This window comes from Paraglaciecola polaris LMG 21857, assembly GCF_000315055.1.
GTDB classification, from domain to species: domain Bacteria; phylum Pseudomonadota; class Gammaproteobacteria; order Enterobacterales; family Alteromonadaceae; genus Paraglaciecola; species Paraglaciecola polaris.
The window spans coordinates 1-14,918 of the sequence record NZ_BAER01000116.1 but is presented as its reverse complement, the minus strand read 5'-3'; the positions used below and the strand labels follow the sequence as shown (position 1 = coordinate 14,918).

At 42.3% G+C, this 14,918-nt stretch carries 17 protein-coding genes, 1 tRNA gene and 1 riboswitch; of the genes, 15 read left to right on the top strand and 3 right to left on the bottom strand.

Annotation, left to right across the window (positions count from 1 at the left end; genetic code table 11):
- The first annotated feature begins 264 nt into the window (after positions 1-264).
- The 6 genes from GPLA_RS18720 to GPLA_RS18695 are packed head-to-tail and all read left to right on the top strand — an operon-like array spanning position 265 to position 5,202.
- Positions 265-1,029, top strand: a complete 765-nt coding sequence (locus GPLA_RS18720; protein WP_040515372.1) for a DUF3450 domain-containing protein — start codon at positions 265-267, stop codon at positions 1,027-1,029.
- 5 nt (positions 1,030-1,034) lie between these two features.
- Positions 1,035-2,387 (top strand): MotA/TolQ/ExbB proton channel family protein, encoded by a 1,353-nt coding sequence (locus GPLA_RS18715; RefSeq protein WP_007106559.1) that lies wholly within the window; start codon positions 1,035-1,037, stop codon positions 2,385-2,387.
- A gap of 1 nt (position 2,388) precedes the next feature.
- Positions 2,389-2,913, top strand: coding sequence for a MotA/TolQ/ExbB proton channel family protein (locus GPLA_RS18710; RefSeq protein ID WP_040515368.1), 525 nt, complete (start codon positions 2,389-2,391; stop codon positions 2,911-2,913).
- Between the two features lie 12 nt (positions 2,914-2,925).
- The gene (locus tag GPLA_RS18705) at positions 2,926-3,327 is read left to right on the top strand and encodes an ExbD/TolR family protein (protein WP_007106557.1); all 402 of its coding nucleotides are present in this window, start codon (positions 2,926-2,928) and stop codon (positions 3,325-3,327) included.
- Between the two features lies 1 nt (position 3,328).
- Positions 3,329-3,943 (top strand): energy transducer TonB, encoded by a 615-nt coding sequence (locus GPLA_RS18700; protein ID WP_007106556.1) that lies wholly within the window; start codon positions 3,329-3,331, stop codon positions 3,941-3,943.
- On the top strand, positions 3,943-5,202 hold the full coding sequence (locus tag GPLA_RS18695) for a tetratricopeptide repeat protein (RefSeq protein WP_040515370.1): 1,260 nt from the start codon (positions 3,943-3,945) through the stop codon (positions 5,200-5,202). The genes GPLA_RS18700 and GPLA_RS18695 overlap by 1 nt, the downstream gene beginning before the upstream one ends.
- A gap of 87 nt (positions 5,203-5,289) precedes the next feature.
- Here GPLA_RS18695 and GPLA_RS18690 read toward each other — a convergent pair whose 3' ends face one another.
- A complete protein-coding gene (locus GPLA_RS18690) occupies positions 5,290-7,440 on the bottom strand; it encodes a tRNA(Met) cytidine acetyltransferase TmcA (RefSeq protein ID WP_007106554.1) in 2,151 nt (716 codons plus the stop codon).
- Positions 7,441-7,507: 67 nt separating this feature from the next.
- Between GPLA_RS18690 and GPLA_RS18685 the strand changes: the two genes are divergently transcribed.
- The 9 genes from GPLA_RS18685 (at position 7,508) to rimI (ending at position 14,080) form a co-directional block, all read left to right on the top strand.
- The gene (locus tag GPLA_RS18685) at positions 7,508-7,915 is read left to right on the top strand and encodes an acyl-CoA thioesterase (RefSeq protein WP_007106553.1); all 408 of its coding nucleotides are present in this window, start codon (positions 7,508-7,510) and stop codon (positions 7,913-7,915) included.
- A gap of 2 nt (positions 7,916-7,917) precedes the next feature.
- Positions 7,918-8,814: a hypothetical protein gene (locus tag GPLA_RS18680; protein WP_007106552.1), complete on the top strand. Its 897-nt coding sequence runs from the start codon at positions 7,918-7,920 to the stop codon at positions 8,812-8,814.
- 94 nt (positions 8,815-8,908) lie between these two features.
- Positions 8,909-9,014, top strand: a riboswitch (TPP riboswitch).
- 74 nt (positions 9,015-9,088) lie between these two features.
- The gene (locus GPLA_RS18675) at positions 9,089-11,152 is read left to right on the top strand and encodes a TonB-dependent receptor (RefSeq protein WP_007106551.1); all 2,064 of its coding nucleotides are present in this window, start codon (positions 9,089-9,091) and stop codon (positions 11,150-11,152) included.
- Positions 11,153-11,165: 13 nt separating this feature from the next.
- Positions 11,166-11,423 (top strand): hypothetical protein, encoded by a 258-nt coding sequence (locus GPLA_RS18670; protein ID WP_007106550.1) that lies wholly within the window; start codon positions 11,166-11,168, stop codon positions 11,421-11,423.
- Entirely contained in the window at positions 11,423-12,052 is a 630-nt protein-coding gene (pnuC, locus tag GPLA_RS18665) for a nicotinamide riboside transporter PnuC (RefSeq protein WP_007106549.1), read from the top strand. Before GPLA_RS18670 ends, pnuC begins: the two co-directional genes overlap by 1 nt.
- Positions 12,030-12,830, top strand: a complete 801-nt coding sequence (locus GPLA_RS18660) for a phosphotransferase (protein WP_007106548.1) — start codon at positions 12,030-12,032, stop codon at positions 12,828-12,830. Before pnuC ends, GPLA_RS18660 begins: the two co-directional genes overlap by 23 nt.
- A gap of 112 nt (positions 12,831-12,942) precedes the next feature.
- Positions 12,943-13,019, top strand: a tRNA-Trp gene (locus GPLA_RS18655).
- A gap of 79 nt (positions 13,020-13,098) precedes the next feature.
- Entirely contained in the window at positions 13,099-13,644 is a 546-nt protein-coding gene (locus tag GPLA_RS18650; RefSeq protein WP_007106547.1) for a hypothetical protein, read from the top strand.
- Complete coding sequence (gene rimI / locus GPLA_RS18645) at positions 13,637-14,080, top strand: ribosomal protein S18-alanine N-acetyltransferase (RefSeq protein WP_040515365.1); 444 nt, start codon at positions 13,637-13,639, stop codon at positions 14,078-14,080. The genes GPLA_RS18650 and rimI overlap by 8 nt, the downstream gene beginning before the upstream one ends.
- Before the next feature lie 61 nt (positions 14,081-14,141).
- On the opposite strand, the gene GPLA_RS18640 is transcribed toward rimI, so the two are convergent.
- Entirely contained in the window at positions 14,142-14,396 is a 255-nt protein-coding gene (locus GPLA_RS18640) for a helix-turn-helix domain-containing protein (protein WP_007106545.1), read from the bottom strand.
- A gap of 285 nt (positions 14,397-14,681) precedes the next feature.
- Positions 14,682-14,918 (bottom strand): hypothetical protein (locus GPLA_RS23640; protein WP_040515363.1); only part of this gene is annotated, 237 nt, incomplete at its 5' end.

The window sequence follows — 14,918 nt, the reverse complement described above, 5'->3', positions numbered from 1 at the left end:
TTAGGCCGTATTTCGCTTAAAAATTAGATAAAAGTGACTATTTGATAATAAATCCTTAACGAGATACGGCCCAACTTTGTTGGGTATTATGTATGTGCCACCTTGACAATTCGCAGGGTTCCATGTGAATATCTTGGAGTCTTAGTGTTAAATTCCATTAATGCTAAGCCCCTATAACTTATAAAGCTTAGAAGCCCCTTGCGACGTTTTTTACCCGTCGGCGAGGATCCAAAACAAGAAAATTGGTTGGGAATTATGTCCAAAATGAGCAAGAGAAACCTTATTGCTTCTACCGTTATCGGTGCTCTAGCACTCGGTAGTAGTGCTGTTGTCTCTGCAGACCCGTTGAATGACCTTCATAAAGAAGAAGCAAAGATTCACGTGGATGCAGCGAAATCTCAAGAAAAAATTAATAAATTGTACGAGCAATCGTTAGACATATTTTCTGAATATCGCCAAGTCGTTGATGAAACAGAAAATTTGAAAGTTTATAACGACTATCTTGCAACATTAGTTGCTGACCAACAGCGCGGTATCAGTTCTCTTCAACGTCAAATAGACGGTATCGAGGGTGTTAAACGTGGTGTTGTTCCATTGATGTTTAGAATGATAGACAGCTTAGAGCAGTTTATTGAACTAGATATTCCAATTAACCTAGAAGAGCGTCATGCACGTGTTGAACGTCTTCGCGACATCATGGCGAACTCAAACGTAACTACGTCAGAGCAGTTCCGTCAGGTAATTGAAGCATACCAAATTGAAAATGAATATGGCCGCGGCATCCGTTCTTATCAAGGTAAACTTGATTATGAAGGAACTGAAATTACGGTTGACTTCTTTAATCTAGGTCGTACTGCTTTAGCGGCGCTTTCGCTAGATCAGAAGAACGCTTGGGTATGGGATAATGATGCAAGAGCATGGGAGAAATTAGGTGATGAATACCTAAGTTCTGTTATCAAGGCTGTGCGTATGGCCAACAAACTCGTGCCAGCTGACCTTATTAAACTACCCATCAAAGCGGCGGAGTAATATCGATGAAAACAATCTATAAATCAGTATTAGCTGCGGCATCGGTAGCGTTATTCGCATCTTCTGTTCATGCCGCTACGTCTCTTGAAGACTTGTTGCAAGAAGTAAAGAAAAACCGTGTTTCTGAAGCGCGCATTAATAAAGACCGCGAAGCTGAGTTCCAATCAGCTCGTGCGGACAAACAAGCGCTGTTAAGAAAAGCCCAAGCTTCTTTAAAAGCTGAACAAACTCGTGGCGATAATCTTGCCAAGAAATATTCAGATAACGAAGTGGCTTTAGCCGAAAAAGAACAAGAGCTTAATCAAGCAACTGGTACGCTTGGTGAGATGTTTGGTGTAGTTCGTCAAGCATCATCTGAAGCCTTCGGTCAAATTTCAACGTCAATCGTAAGTGCTGAATTCCCAGGTCGTGGTGAATTTTTGAAAAATATGTCAGAAGAGTCTAAAGGCCTTCCTAATATTCAAGAGTTAGAAGACTTGTGGTTTGCTTTACAAACTGAAATGACCGAATCAGGTCAGGTTTCACGTTTCCAAACTGAAGTTATTAGCTTAGACGGTGGTTCTACTACTCAAGAAGTGGTCCGTGTTGGTACTTTCAACTTGGTGGGTGAGCAAGGCTACTTGGTTTATGACGACGAAAATGAAATCGTTCAACCTCTTGGGCGTCAGCCTGATGGTTACCTAGTTGATTCTGCTGAAGAGCTATTATCTGCAAAATCAGGTCTTGTACCTTTTTATGCTGACCCTTCAAGCGGTGGTATTCTTGGTTTGCTTAAAGAAAAAGCAACTATGACAGAGCGTTATCACGCTGGTGGCGTAGTTGGTTATGTTATTACTGCGATGCTTGCGCTTGGTCTTCTTATCGGTCTTTATAAAATTGTTACTTTGACTGTTATCAGCGGCAAAATGCGTTCTCAGTTGAATAACACGGGCAATCCTTCAAGCGGTAACCCTCTTGGACGTATTCTTCAAGTTTACAAAGACAACAAAACTGCCGATGCAGAAAATCTTGAACTTAAACTTGATGAAGCTATTTTGAAAGAACTTCCAAGCATCGAAAGCGGCATTAACATTATCAAGATATTCGCAGCTATTGCTCCGTTACTTGGTTTGTTAGGTACCGTATTGGGTATGATTGCGACCTTCCAACAAATTACGTTGTTCGGTACAGGTGGCCCAAGATTGATGGCTGGTAGTATATCTATGGCATTGGTAACCACTGCTCAAGGTATTATTGCAGCATTACCATTGATTCTTATGCACAGCATTGTTGCTGGGCGTAGTAAATCAATCGTTCATATTCTAGATGAGCAGACTGCAGGCATTATCGCTGCACACGCTGAGTCGGAGAAAGCATAAGATGTTATACCTGATAGAACTATGGGAGTCTGTCAGGGACTTTATCGCTGCCGGCGGTGACGTATTATACGTTGTCGCCCTAGCGCTCTTCTTAATGTGGGTTTTGATGATAGAGCGTTATTGGTATTTAACTTCCGTGTTTCCTAAAATGAGAAAAGAGATTGTCTCAAATTGGGATGCTAGGGAAGATACTACCTCTTGGTATGCGCATAGAATCCGTGACGCATGGATTTCGCAAGCATCCGATGGACTTAGTGCAAGAATGTTGTTAATTAAAACGCTTGTTGCTATGTGTCCTTTAATTGGTCTCTTAGGGACAGTTACTGGCATGATCGGGGTTTTCGAAACGATGGCAACACAAGGCACAGGTAACCCGCGCCTTATGGCTGCTGGTATATCAATGGCTACGATTCCAACGATGGCTGGGATGGTCGCTGCTTTATCTGGTGTGTTTTTTAGTTCTCGTCTTGAATCGAGAGTTAAAATGGCAAAAGAAAAGCTAGTTGACAGTTTGCCCCATCATTAGAGAGAGGAATTTATGGCTCGCAAAGTACGTGTTGAAGAAGAAGACGCTGCGATAGACATGACGCCGATGTTGGACATCGTGTTTATCATGCTGATCTTCTTTATTGTAACTACTGTTTTCGTTAAAGAAGCGGGCATCGAGGTTAACAAACCAGGTGCATCGCAAGCTATTATGCCTAAGAATGCCAACATCTTTATTGCAATCACAGAAGACGGCAACGTCTGGATGGATAAACGCGAAATAGATGTTGATAGTGTTCGCGCTAACTTAGAACGTTTGTTAGCAGAACAGCCTTCTGATGTCGTAATCGTGCAAGCTGACGAAAAAGCAGAATATGGTGTGGTGATCGAAGTAATGGATCAAATCAAATCTGCAGGTATAGATCGCATTTCTATTGCTGCTAAGGGGAGCTAAGATGGGACGTTTAATTGTTTCTGTGCTCCTTGGTGGGGTAATTGCATTTGTATTGTTTGTTATCATGGCTAAGTTGATTGCGAACTCGTCAAGACCAGCAGATAAAGTACCGCCTGCGCCAGTGATTGATATTGTTATGTCGACGCCGGACGATACTACTCAAACTAGAAACCGGGTTCCGCCTCCGCCTCCGCCTCCGCCTCAACAGCCTCCTAAATTAGAGCCAGTTGAGCCAGATACTGCGGATGCAAATACCGATGGACTAAGCTTCAATATGCCTGCAGTGGATATTGGTGGTGCTTCTGTTGATATAGGTGGTGTTGGTGCAATGCAACGTGATGGTGATGCTACACCTATCGTTCGTATTGAGCCTAAATACCCTGCACAAGCCGCTCGAGACGGTAAAGAAGGTTGGGTTAAACTTTCTTTTACTATCAATGAAGTAGGTGGTGTAGAAGATGTTGACGTGATTGATGCTGATCCTAAACGAGTTTTTGACCGAGAAGCTAAACGTGCGCTGCGAAAGTGGAAGTACAAGCCGAAGGTTGAAGATGGTAAGCCGATGAAGCAGCCAGGTATGAAAGTTCAGTTAGACTTTAAGTTGGATCAATCATGATGAATAAATATTTAACAACATTTTTGGTTGGCGCAACATTCGCCGCTACAACGTTAACCTCAAGTTTCGCTAGTGCTCAGTCTGCAGCCATAGTTTGTCCTGGTTACAAACGTGGCCCGACGAACATCCCTGGCGAGAGAACAGGTAAAAAAGTTCAAAAAGCTTTTGAAGCGTATAATGAAGACTTGGTTGATGAAGCCTTATCAATTTTATATGAAATTGATACTTCACAAGCTTTTGACCGTGCGTTTACTGACCGTTTTATTGGCAATTTATTAGCAACAAAATCGGAAACTGGTCCAAAAGCCCTTGAGTATTTGGAAAAGTCAGTAGATACAAAAGCCCTTAATGATACTGAGCAGTCTGGTACATTACGTTTAATTGCAGATTTGAATATGCAAGAAAAACGTTACGACCAAGCTGTAAAGCGTTATCAAGAGTGGATGGACTTTACCTGTAAAGAAGATGCCGATGTGTATCTTCGTATGGGACAAGCGTTGTATGAGACTCAAAAGTACGCGGATATGATTGCGCCTTTAGACAAGTCTATTCAACTGGATGATAAGCCTAATAAAAACGCTTATGCATTGAAGTTGACGTCTTATTACAGCCGTAAAATGTATAAAGAAACAGTGGAAGTAGCTGAGGAAATGGTGAAAATATTTCCAGATAACAAAGCTAACTGGACACAGCTAGGTTTCTTTTACATGTTGGTTGAAGATTATAAGAAAGGCTTGTCTACCTTCGAAATGGCTTACGATCAAGGTTACTTGACCAAAGCTGCTGAAATTAAGGCATTGACTCAGTTGTACGCAACTAATGAGATCCCTTACAAAGCTGCGGTTGTGTTTGAGAAGAACGTTGAAAGTGGATTGATCAAGCGTGACGATAAAGCGTTGACTAATCTAGCTAACTCTTGGCATCAGGCTAAGAATCATTTAAAAGCCGCTAAGTATTATGGCGAAGCAGCTAAAATGAATTCAGATCCTGATTTGTATCGCAAGCAAGGCACGCTTCTGCTGACGGCAGAAAAATATAGCGATGCACTTACAGCATTACAAAAAGCATTGGATGAAGGTGCTGACGATCGTGGTCGCATTCACATGGCAATGATGGAAGCCAACTTTTATACTGGTAAATACAGAGATGCATATAAGCATGTGCTGGAAGCCAAAAAAGACAGATCAACTTCACGTAGTGCAAGAAGTTGGGAACCGTATATAAAAGAGAAAGCGAAGAACCGCGGTATTACGTTATAAGAATTTATTTCTTGAATGCGTGATGACGAATGATAAAAGGCTCCTATAAGGAGCCTTTTTTGTTTTTGTTGACGGTTCGATTTAGTTTTACAGACCTAACAATGCAAGCTTGATACGCTGATTCAGATCTTTCTTGCCAATCAGTGCAAATTCTTTGATTAGCACTTGTATTGGTTTAAATTGGATGAGGGTTGCGACCAGCAAATTAGCGTCATTTGGAATTTCGCTGCTTTGTTTTATCGAAGAAAGTTTGGCTAATAAGTATTTTGCTAACACTCGAGCAAAGGTATCGAAGGGATTTTTCGATGCTAAAAAGCACTCTATCTGCTGTAATTCACCTTGGGTTAGCGACTCATGGTGACATTGAGTTAATAGCTGGGTAAGCATGGCGGTATCTGTCATCCGATGATAACGGGAAATGTGATAATTTAATTCCTCACCGAACTGTCCATTTGTGTTTGTAACTAATGTTAATGCGTTTGCTGACAATGCTTTTCCGACAATCAAACTTGCTTCATCGCTCGCGGCATCCCGTTTAAATCCTAGTTTCATAGGTGAAAATCCATTTTGGAACCAAAAATGAAGTATTTCTCGGGATGCGCCAAATGAACTGGTAAGTAGCTCTATGCCTCTTGCTTCAGCATCGTCTTTAATCACGCTTAGCAGCTGGCTTGCGACTCCATTTCTTCTTTGCCGTTGATCTACCGCTATTCTTACAACGCGCCATTGTTTTGTCAGGCAAAATTCTTCTCTTGCTGTGTGCAAGGCGAGGTTTTGTGCCACTAGGTGCCCTTTCACTCGCCTGTCTCCTTGAATGATCGACTTGGATAGCTGGCCTAATTGAGCTCCGCCTTCTTCGATAATTAAGGCTACCCCTATCACTTGTGAGTTATGCGTGTAAGCGAAGACTCGTTGCTCTGGTGCGTCCAGTAGTCTTACTAGGTCGTCGGGACTGGTTTGATAATGGGCATTAACCAATAGTGAGAATGTTTGTTTTAGTAACTCGGGTTCTTCGATAAGTTGATGGCTTGATAATGTTAAAATTTCAATGCGCTGTGTTTGACCGACATCTAAGGAATGGCGGTTAGGTTGATTAAAGGTATTATTCTTCGTTGTGCGCTCGATTCTAAATGGTTGCGCGTCTTGCATCATAAAACAGCGGAACCAGAACGCTTCTAAACAGTCTTCTCGATACCATCTAATCGGAGTCTTGAGTGACAGAGCTTTCCATCCCTTGTTATTTCTTTCTAAGTAGGGTTTAAATCTTAGCTCGAAGCCTCGGCCCGCGCCCTCGTATCCGTGAACGGTGGAACTAAGTACTACTCTAGGATATTTTTCTAATAGTGCTTTCAATATTGATGATGGAACCGCTGCTGCTTCATCAATAAAAAGCAAATCAGTTTCATAATCATCCACCAAGAGTACATCCGGTGGGACAAATCTTAGACCTGCATCAACGCCGGGTATCCTTAATAAATCGGATTGAGCAAATGAAAAGACTTGTTCGACATTTTTTTTATGTGGGGCGGTGATAATTATCCGTTTATTGTTTCGGTAAATTAGTACTTTTGCGGCTAAGCCCAATGCTGATGATTTACCGCGACCTCTGTCTGCGGTTAATACGACGGGTCTATGCCGGTGACCCTCGGTCGATTGAATAATATTTTCGATTACCCTTTGTTGCTCAGGCGTAGTTTCATTTAAGGTTCGAGAAAGTTCGGGCAGGGCAACATAGCTATTTTGCCCGTTAAAGTCTTGCGGCGTGATTATGATGCTATTTGGGTCGCTTTGAATTAACGATATTAAGCGCAGAATAAAGTGACTGGGTCCATTGCTTTGATGAATACCAAAAGATGAACGGTTAGTCACCTGGGGATCACGAAATGTTGGCCAAATCTCCAGTGCTGGGCAAATCAGGACCATGAGCCCTGTGCTACTGATACTGCCGCTAAACGCCATCAAAGCATTTGCGTTAAGTCCTGAATAGGCGTTGTATGCTAGTGCAGCATATTCTTTGCCTAAATGCTGTCGGTAGGCCGTGCAATCGATATGTTGAGCTGAACCTATGCGGTCACCTACCCAAAGCGACTTGCTTTCAGTTACGTTGATAGAGGTTAATATCGCCTGAGACTCTTTTTCAGCCCACTCTTGGGGACCACTGATTACCACCAACTGTCGGTGGCAGGTGCGGTTTAACCTCTCTTTTAGCCAATTTTGTATTTTAAAGTTTAAATCCACGCTGATTTTATCTGTACAATGTTCCCGAAAAGATCGCCAGTTTAAGCAAAGTTACTAAGGAATACGAATGCGCTTTTTATCAAGACGATTAGTGATGCCAAATGATCTCAATTATGCCAACTCTTTGTTCGGCGGCCGGGCGTTAGAGTGGATCGATGAAGAGTCAGCAATATATGCTATTTTCCAGTTGGAAACGAATCAATTGGTGACCAAACATATAGGTGAAATTAACTTTGAATCCCCTGCAATGCAAGGTGATGTGGTCGAGTTTGGGTTAGAAACGAAACAGGTAGGCCGCACATCGATTACCATCACATGTTTAGTACGTAACAAAGAGACAAAAAAAACGATCTGTTTAGCAGATGACATAGTATTTGTTCAGGTCGATCGTGAAACGCGCTTACCTGTAGCTCATGGTAAAACGTTTGATGAATTACAGAAAAGGGCAAAATTGGAGATGCAGGGATTACTTTAATTATGGATATCAGCTACAAAATTACAAACAAGCCTTTTGTCCTGAACCGTCATAATTGGGTTGCCTTAACGATAAGCTTTTTGTTGGTGAATAGCTGTGCGTTGGCAGGGCAAGATAAATTTAAGATAATTGAAAATCTTGCTTTGCCCGCTGCGTTAGAGGAAAGCTCAGCGTTATTTTGCTCAGTAGATAATGGTGTGTACAGTTTAAATGACTCGGGTAACCCACCGGTGATTTTTCGTTTAGATGAAAAAGCTAACATCGTATCTCAGCTTGAGCCGCAAGGCGTGAAGAACAAAGATTGGGAAGCATTGACCGCGGATGATGATTTTTTTTATATTGGCGATATAGGTAATAATCGCGGCTCGCGCAAGAACGTATTTATCTATAAATTCCCGCGCAACGGCGGTCTCGCTCCCAAAGCTGTTAAAATGAGTGTCGCTTACCAAGGAAATAAGCCAAAAGAAAATGAATCACTGGATCACGACTTTGATGCTGAGGCCTTGGTCGCCGTGGGTGACAATTTAGTCCTTTTTTCGAAAAGCTGGAAAACAGATTTACTCAAGATTTACCTTGTTGATAAAAGCCAGAAGAAGCAAATGCTCAGCGCAAAGAGAACGGTAGAAGGGATCCCTGGCGTTGTAACCGGAGCAGACTACGATAGTGTTAACCAACGCTATATTCTCGTAGGTTATCCATCCAAACGAGTGGGCTTTGGTGATCCGTTTATGGTGATCCTGGATCAGAATTTTACATTAATCGATAAAATCTCGTTATCTGGTTTTGGACAAGTTGAGGGTGTGTGTGCTCATTCATCCGGCCAGATATGGTTTACACAGGAGTCTTCCATTTTTTCCAGTAGCAAATTAGTGAAGCTAGAATTAACCGTTAACTCATGATAAAAATTTGGACTGACAGGTAAGTGCGTAAACAAGGCTTGCGCTAGATTACAGTATTGCTACACTGTCGCCGTTAACGCAACTGCAAAGTGTGTTAGCTACCAAGGGGGGCCGAAAGGCTGAGATTTATCTGTTGTTAAGATATGACCCTTATACCTGATCCGGATAATACCGGCGTAGGAATGGTTATTTCGTTCACATCGTTTTATGTAAACATCTCCCATTTATCTGCCGCATAGCCGGATCTTTTCAACCTGATACTGAAGAGATCCCAATGAAGTTTTGTTCTACCTTACTTGCGTTATCGATCGCATCTAGCTTTGCCACACAAGCCGACGAATCAAAAGATCTTGAGCGTATTACCGTTAGCTCTGACTTTCGCCAGCAAGCGTTAATGTTTTTACCTGCTAGTGCCACTATTTTGAGCGAAACACAAATAGAGTCTCGCCAAGCACAACATCTTGAAGATGTGCTAAATATTGGCGCCAATATAAATTTTGCCAGCGGTGCATCCAGAGGCCGTTTCATTCAGATCCGAGGCATTGGTGAACGTAGTCAGTTTTCGGAACCAAGTAACCCGTCCGTTGGTTTTTTGGTTGATGATTTCGACTTTTCTGGTATCGCAGCGGTGGGCACCTTATTTGACGTTGACCAGGTCGAGATTTTACGCGGACCTCAAGCAACAGAGTTTGGCGCCAGTGCGATGGCTGGTGTTATCAAAATTAAAACTGTCGAAGCGGGACCAGAGGAAAGTGGCAAACTTGATTTTTCACTTGCTGAGAAAAATGCTTGGAGCTTAGGCGCAGCTTACGGAAATGCTATCACCGACAACTTATTCTATCGCGTGGCGTTACAGCAATATAAAAGTGATGGATTCGTAGAAAACACCTATTTAAATCGTGACGACACCGACAACCTCGATGAGTTTACCTCCCGGTTAAAACTCAAATATCTGGCAACTGATTGGCTAACATTCGATCTGAATTATCAATATTTCGATATTGATAATGGTTACGATGCGTTCTCTCTTGAAAATACCCGTGAATCTCGTGCAGATGAGCCGGGGTTTGATCGTCAAAAAACGCACGCAATTGGGCTTAAAACAGAAGTGAATACCGAGCTCGCTGATATTTTCGTTGTTTTGAGCCAGACTGATTCTGATATGGCATACAGTTATGATGAAGATTGGACTTATGTGGGCTTTCATCCCGACGAGTATTCATCTGTCGATAGCTATTTTAGAGAGCGAGACACCGAAAATCTTGATTTACGCATACTCTCTAATGACAATTCAAAACTATTCAATGGCTCTACTCAATGGTTATTTGGGCTTTATGCCAAATCTATGGATGAAAGCTTATTACGCCAATATACCTATGCCGATGGTGACTTCACCAGCCGTTATCAACAAGATAATATCGCTGCTTATTCCCAGTTAGATACACAATTGTCTGAGACGCTTAGTTTACGTTTAGGTCTTCGAGCAGATCGCTTTGAAATAGATTATGCAGATATTAGTGGCTTTACCCAGAGCAATGACAAGACCTTGATTGGCGGCAAAGCTGTGCTTGATTACAGCTTAGATAGCGCATCTGTATATGCTAGCGTATCACGAGGGTACAAAGCTGCTGGGTTCAATCCGGACGAGCGGGTGAGTGCTGAAAAACGAATATATCAACCTGAGTACAACTGGAATTATGAAATTGGCGTGAAAGGTAATTTTATCAATTATGATGCCTTTATTCGTATGGCCGTTTTTTATATGGACAGAGAGGACACACAAGTTAGCGACTTTGATGTGCAGAATCGTGCCGATGGCAGTGCTACCTTTATCGACATAATCGGCAATGCTGATACCGGCACCAATTTGGGGTACGAGCTCGAGTCAGGTTGGCAGGCTAATGAAAATGTAAATTTACATGCTAATTTTGGCTGGTTAGACGCCACATTCGAAGACTATGTGTTAGCCAATGGTACCGTTGTTGACAAGCAAGAGCAGGCGCAAGCACCTAATTACACCTTTAATATTGGCGCTGATATACGTTTATCTGAGCAGATCAGTTGGACAATCGATGCTGACGGCAAAGATGAGTATCGCTTTTCAGATGGACACGACGAAAAATCGCCTTCCTATGTTCTCGTTAACACAGCGATGCGCTTTGAAGTGCAAGATTGGTCTTGTTCTGTTTGGGTCAAAAATGTATTTGACCGAGAGTATTACGTACGTGGTTTCGGTGGTTTTAATAATGACCCCCGTGAAGGGTATGCCACACCTGAGCCTTACTATCAGTTAGGTGATGGTCGCCAGATTGGTGTTAGTGGGCAATATATTTTTTAACTTGGAGTTTAATATGAAATTAGTCGCGGAAATTTCAATGTACCCGTTAAATGAGCAATACATTGAACCTATACAAACGTTTATAGACCGCTTAAACGAATATGCCTACCTAAAAGTGGTGACGAGCGCCACCAGCACCTTGGTCAGTGGCGACTATCTCGCCACTATGCAGGTAATAGCCAAAGAAATGCAACGAAGTCACCAAGAGGTTGGCCAAGCAATTTTCGTTTGTAAATTTTTGAATGGCGATAAAATGAGCAGTGATGTGTAATGACCGCATTACCTGAACTGCTAGCAAGCATCACTCAGCAGTTTGTTGCTCAGTCATGGATAGAAGTAACGGCGGTAATACTCGCCGTGGCATATGTGTGGCTTGCCGCTCGCGAGAATATCTGGTGTTGGCCTTGTGCGTTAGTCAGTACAGGCCTTTACACCTGGTTATTCTGGGAAGTATCACTAATATTTCATACCTTGCTTAACGGCTATTATTTGCTGATGGCAGTCTACGGCTGGCGGCAATGGAAGCGCCAGGAAAGTGAGGATATACCGATTCGGAGCTGGTCAATTCAAACACACTTTTTGCGCGTGGCTTTATTAACTGTCATTGCATTCGCGCTTACAACGTTTGCTAGCATGTGGTTAGATTCACAGTATTTGTATCTCGATGCGTTTATAACGGTATTTAGCGTATACACCACCATTATGGTTGCCCATAAAGTGTTAGAGAACTGGCTTTACTGGATCGTGATCAATAGTTTTGCATGTTATCTGTATTTTGCTAAAGAGATGTACTTAACCGGTGTGTTATTCATTTTTTACGTATTGTTCGCCGTTTATGGTTACCTAAATTGGCGCCAACAACAATTAGGTAAGCGCTATGCCGCATCGGCATCAGCTTAATCCTGCGGCACTCGCTGAGTTAGTCGGGTTAGATTACTGTCATGAGGGATTTAGTTTAGAGCAAATTCAAAAGGGTGGGGCGGTGAATACCAGTTACTGTTTAAGTACTGCTCATCAGCGCCTTTTTTTGAAAACATTTGAGTCAGATCTGATTAATCAACTGGATCGCAAGCAACTGTTCGATGTTCAAAACGTGATATGGCGTCAAGGCATGGCATGTGAACCTGTTTATCTGTCAAACACACATGCGTTTCAGCTTGATGCTTGGGTTGAGAGTAAAACATTGGCGAACAGCGGCCTTAATGACAAACAACAGATAACTCAGCTAGCGGATGCGCTAGTACAAATACACGCACTAGCCGTGAACGGACCGACATTAGATTTACCCTCACAATGGGCCAAGTATTTACGTCATCTGCCACAACCGAGCATTACTGCAGAATATAAACTAGCTCGAACGTTGGCTAGTCATTGGTACGACACACCGACCAACGACTTGGTTTTTTGTCATAACGATTTATCGTTGCAACATGTGACGGTACAAACGCCCCGGATAATATTTGATTGGGAATATTGTGCGTTGTCCAACCGTTATTTTGACATTGCTGCCTGTATTGAAGTGAATGGGTTATCAGATTGGCAACACAATATATTATTAGCGCACTATGCAAAAAACAGTCATATCTCAATTGAGGTGCTGGCAGATAAGGTACAGGAGATGTTGCCGTTAGTTAACCTTACGAGTCGCCTGTGGTATCGCTGTGCAGAAGAAATATAGGCTTAATTTAGCCTTTTTGTAGATAAAATAAGCGGTTAGGCGTAAACCGTCAGTTTTGCATACAAAAGCACTTTACCTTTTAAGTCCATTACGTATAATTCAGCACCTCAGCAGGGGTGTAGTTCCAATTGGTAGAACAGCGGTCTCCAAAACCGATGGCTGGGGGTTCGAATCCCTCCACCCCTGCCAATTTATACCTCATCTATTTTGCTAGCTTATTTACCTTCAAGATACTTTTTCTCTTCAAATATCGTGATAATCTACGCGCATGAATGAAAAAACATCCCCAACACTCACGGCATACCAACAGGCTACTCTCGGTGAAATAGGCATAGTTACTTGGCAACTCCAAAGTGCTGAACCGCTGGGCACTGCGGCTGCTCACTATGAACCAAATACCCACAGGCTAACCCATAATACAGACGTAGATTCTGATACGTTGTTGCCGGCCTCCTCAGTTGCTAAAGCACCTAGCCCTATTCCTGAGTCAATTAAACAGTTTAAGTCCCAAGAGCTTAATACCGCTGTTAAAAAGTCAGTCCCAAACAGCCTGATATTCGGGTTTGATGTTAGAAGCGTCAAGGGCTCTTTGGTCAATGACATTTTACTCAGCGTAGGATATCCCCAAGATAAATTTGATAAGGTTGTAAATGTTGACTGTGAGCAATATGCCGATTACGCATTTGCTTGGAAAATAGGCAAAGAGGTTAGCTATCAGAGCCGGTTATTGGTTACTCCTCCAATTGATACGCTGCTATCCCCAGCGATTAAAAAGCAGCTTTGGTCTGTGATATCCAATATCGCTAATGACTAAGATGATTCGGTTAACGTCAAGTAATTATCATCCTGCTTACGAGATCCATCGCCAAGGGCATTCGCACCCTTGGTCTGAATCTATGTTTGCCGATTGTTTTACTGAGCAGTACAGAGCCTATGGACTTGTGCTTGAAGACTCGTATGTTGGGTTATACGTTGCTTTGTTTGTGCTCGATGAGGCGACTTTGATGGATATTGATGTGGCGATGAGTTTTCGAGGTCGTGGTTTGAGCAAGCAATTGATGGCGCACTTTTTACAGCAGTGTAAAAGTAAAGGTATGCAAAGCGTATGGTTAGAGGTACGTGCGTCAAATTTAGTCGCTATTGGATTGTATCAAAAAGAGGGGTTTGTGCTAATAGAACGTCGAAAAAGCTATTATGAAATGAATGACGGGCGTGAAGACGCGCTAATTATGAAATTAACCTTAGTTTGAATGGTATCGTGTTTAGTCACTGTTAATCGATGAAGCCCTTTCGGGCTTCACATCGAATACATTATCTACGAGCAGATGTAATGTTGAGTTGCTGAGTCGGATCTTGACGCTCAATCGCTAGTTTTACAAACTTAGACGAGTTGTAATTACAACCAACGCACATAGCAATAAACTGGTTCATGCTTGGGCTACCAATTTCTTTTTCCCAATTTTCGTAGGTTTTACGTGTTTTAACGTTAGCAAGTTTTGCCATTTTAACCGTGGTTAAACCAGCGTCCTGTCTCATTTTTCTTAGATCTGCACCTGTTATATACATGCTTTTATTCCTCATAATATTATTGAAACTGCAACAGAGCTAAAACAGCATAATAAAAAGAACTCTGTTTTTCTATTGTCAGGCGCAGTGTATGTCAACAAATGTGGATTGGATTCCACAAGGTGAAATAATTTCACATTTTTACTATTGGTTGTGGGCAGAATCGTTACCCGTATCGTGTCAATATGATGCGAATGTTTAAGCCCCACTTAGTGAGGCTTAATTTAGTTGATGTATAGTTTTGTCGTTAGTTTGCTTGATCTATTATGCTTCTATTTTATTTTTCTATGTTTGAGCAATGACAGGTGGTTTGCTTTTACCAGTATTCATGGCGATAACAGGTGGTTTCATTTTATTGTTGGCGCTAGCTAAAAGGGTTGGTGGAACTTGCTTGCTGCCAATCGCGAGTAAAGTCGGTGGAACTTGTTTGCTGCCAATCGCGAGTAAAGTCGGTGGAACTTGTTTGCTGCCAATCGCGAGTAAAGTCGGTGGAACTTGTTTGCTACCAATTGCGAGTAAAGC

Bases quoted from the DNA above. Each gene is read 5' to 3' on its own strand.
- rimI (WP_040515365.1), top strand. From the start codon at position 13,637: ATGACTAAGATGATTCGGTTAACGTCAAGTAATTATCATCCTGCTTAC.
- GPLA_RS18715 (WP_007106559.1), top strand. From the start codon at position 1,035: ATGAAAACAATCTATAAATCAGTATTAGCTGCGGCATCGGTAGCGTTA.
- GPLA_RS18710 (WP_040515368.1), top strand. From the start codon at position 2,389: ATGTTATACCTGATAGAACTATGGGAGTCTGTCAGGGACTTTATCGCT.
- GPLA_RS18720 (WP_040515372.1), top strand. From the start codon at position 265: ATGAGCAAGAGAAACCTTATTGCTTCTACCGTTATCGGTGCTCTAGCA.
- GPLA_RS18670 (WP_007106550.1), top strand. From the start codon at position 11,166: ATGAAATTAGTCGCGGAAATTTCAATGTACCCGTTAAATGAGCAATAC.
- GPLA_RS18650 (WP_007106547.1), top strand. From the start codon at position 13,099: ATGAATGAAAAAACATCCCCAACACTCACGGCATACCAACAGGCTACT.
- GPLA_RS18705 (WP_007106557.1), top strand. From the start codon at position 2,926: ATGGCTCGCAAAGTACGTGTTGAAGAAGAAGACGCTGCGATAGACATG.
- GPLA_RS18675 (WP_007106551.1), top strand. From the start codon at position 9,089: ATGAAGTTTTGTTCTACCTTACTTGCGTTATCGATCGCATCTAGCTTT.
- GPLA_RS18660 (WP_007106548.1), top strand. From the start codon at position 12,030: ATGCCGCATCGGCATCAGCTTAATCCTGCGGCACTCGCTGAGTTAGTC.
- GPLA_RS18685 (WP_007106553.1), top strand. From the start codon at position 7,508: ATGCGCTTTTTATCAAGACGATTAGTGATGCCAAATGATCTCAATTAT.
- GPLA_RS18680 (WP_007106552.1), top strand. From the start codon at position 7,918: ATGGATATCAGCTACAAAATTACAAACAAGCCTTTTGTCCTGAACCGT.
- GPLA_RS18640 (WP_007106545.1), bottom strand. From the start codon at position 14,396: ATGTATATAACAGGTGCAGATCTAAGAAAAATGAGACAGGACGCTGGT.
- GPLA_RS18700 (WP_007106556.1), top strand. From the start codon at position 3,329: ATGGGACGTTTAATTGTTTCTGTGCTCCTTGGTGGGGTAATTGCATTT.
- GPLA_RS18695 (WP_040515370.1), top strand. From the start codon at position 3,943: ATGAATAAATATTTAACAACATTTTTGGTTGGCGCAACATTCGCCGCT.
- pnuC (WP_007106549.1), top strand. From the start codon at position 11,423: ATGACCGCATTACCTGAACTGCTAGCAAGCATCACTCAGCAGTTTGTT.